We start from the raw sequence: 2230 nt of genomic DNA, 5'->3' as shown, positions 1-2230 counted from the left end.
GGCCGGTCCCGACCCGGCGGGTCTGCTCGCCCTCGACCCGACGCTGGCGACGGACCTGCTGGCCGCCGGCCGCGCGTCCTGGCAGGTTCTCGCCGGGGCACTGCTCGCCGCGACCCGCGCCGGCCGACAGCAGCCGGCGGCGGCCTGGACCAGCGACCTGCTCTACGACGACGCGCCCTACGGCGTCGGCTACCTGGTCGCCGTCTGGACCGACCGGGACGCACGAGGTGATCGGACGGCACCGTGACCGGACGGCACCGTGATCGGACGGCACCGTGACCGGGCAGGGACCGTGACCGGGCGGGGACCGTGACCGGGCGGGAACCGTGACCGGGCGGGAACCGTGACCGGGCGGGGACCGGTCGTGGCGGTGGTCGGGCCGACGGCCGCGGGCAAGAGCGACCTCTCCATCGCGCTGGCCCTCGCCCTCGGCGGCGAGGTCGTCAACGCCGACTCGATGCAGCTATACCGCGGCATGGACATCGGTACCGCCAAGGTCCCGGTCGAGGAACGCCGCGGGGTGCCGCACCACCTCCTCGACGTGTGGGAGGTGACGCGGGCGGCGGATGTCGCGACCTACCAGACCGACGCCCGCCGGGTGATCGACCACCTGCTGGCCGCCGGCCGGGTGCCGGTGCTGGTCGGCGGCTCCGGGCTGTACCTGCGCGCGGCGCTGGACGATCTGAGCTTCCCGGGCACCGACCCGGCCGTGCGGGCCCGCTGGGAGACCGAGCTCGCCCGCGTCGGCGCGCCCGCGCTGCACGATGAGCTGGCCCGCCGGGAGCCGCGCGCCGCCGCGGTGATCCTGCCCTCAAACGGGCGGCGGATCGTGCGGGCGCTGGAGGTCGTCGAGCTGACCGGCACCTTCGAGGCGACCCTGCCGGATCACCGGGCGGTCTACGACGTCGTCCAGATCGGGGTGGACCGCGCCGATCTCGACGACCGCATCGCGCAACGGGTGGACAGAATGTGGGACGCGGGGTTTCCGGACGAAGTGCGGGAGTTGGAACAGCGCGGACTCCGGGAAGGGCGTACGGCGTCCCGTGCGCTTGGATATGCTCAACTGCTTACTTGGCTCGATGGCGCAATGGACTCCACCGCGGAGGCCAAGCTCGCCACAACTACCGCGACCCGCCGCTTTGCCCGCCGGCAAAGGTCCTGGTTCCGGCGGGACAAACGGATATTCTGGTTGAGCCAACCCGACGTCTCCGAGGCGCTGCGGCTGGTGGATCTGCTCTGACGGGTCACCGGTCGTACCGATCGCCGGAGTTCCAGACGACGCGGCGCGGCGTCGCCGGTGACCGGCGCGCGGCCGCCGGCCTCGCTCGGCGTCTGGAGATATCGATGTGACCGCGCCTTCCGCCGCTGGTGGCCCCCCACCCGATCTGACTCTCGTTCCCGCGCTCTACGCCGCTTTCGACGACGGCTCCCTGCGGCTGCATTTCCAACCCGAGGTGGATCTGCGCAACGGATCCGTTCCCGGCATGGAGGCGCATCCGCGCTGGCAGCATCCGGAGCGGGGGATGCTCGGCCCCGCGGAGTTCATGCCCATCGCCGCCGCGGCCGGCCTGGTTCACCAGGTTGACCAGTGGGTCCTGCGGATGGCGGTCACCGAGGCGCGCACCTGGCACCGGATGGCGGTGGGCACCGCGATTCGCCCGCCCCGGCTGTGGGTGAACATCGATGTCCGTCAGCTCGCCAGCCCCGCCTTCCTCGCCGAGGTCGACCGGCTGGTGACCGGCCGGCTGCTGCCGGCCGGCGCGCTCGGACTGGAGTTCAGCGAGCGGGCCCTGGGGCTCTCGGCGCCCATCGTTCCCCGCCTGCTCGAGGGGCTGCGCGCCCGCGGTGTGGCGGTCGCGGTGGAGTCGTTCGGCACCTGGTTCGGCTCGCTCACCATGCTCGACCTGCTGCCGCTGGACCTGGTGAAGCTCGACGGGCCGTACCTGCGGGCGACCATGCGTGACCTGGAGGGCGAGGCGGTGGTCGCGGCGATCGTCCGGATCGCGCACCAACGGCGCCTGACCGTCGTCGCCGACGGCGTGGACACGGCCCAGCTCGCGGCGCGCGTCCTCGCGCTGGACTGCGACCGGGCCATCGGCCCGGTGTTCTGCCCGCCCGTCCCGGTGGAGGATGCCCGGCTGATCGCGCTCGGCCGTGGCCGTCCCGACCGCTGGTACCGGCCGCCGGACCGGGCCGATGACCGCCTGCGGCCCTGGGTGCGGGCCGCGGC

The 2230-nt window shown here is 73.6% G+C and carries 2 protein-coding genes and 1 pseudogene; all 3 read left to right on the top strand.

What is annotated here, in order from left to right:
* Positions 1-247, top strand: a pseudogene (locus MXD58_RS29705) (hypothetical protein); the annotation flags it as partial.
* A gap of 117 nt (positions 248-364) precedes the next feature.
* Positions 365-1240, top strand: coding sequence for a tRNA (adenosine(37)-N6)-dimethylallyltransferase MiaA (miaA, locus tag MXD58_RS29700; protein ID WP_248838298.1), 876 nt, complete (start codon positions 365-367; stop codon positions 1238-1240).
* Between the two features lie 106 nt (positions 1241-1346).
* The coding region (locus MXD58_RS29695; RefSeq protein ID WP_250611462.1) for an EAL domain-containing protein at positions 1347-2230 on the top strand (884 nt) is incomplete at its 3' end.

The sequence above is a fragment of the Frankia sp. AgKG'84/4 genome (assembly GCF_023242965.2).
GTDB lineage: Bacteria > Actinomycetota > Actinomycetes > Frankiales > Frankiaceae > Frankia.
The sequence above is the reverse complement of the archived record's forward strand: the minus strand, read 5'-3'. Positions and strand labels throughout refer to the sequence as shown.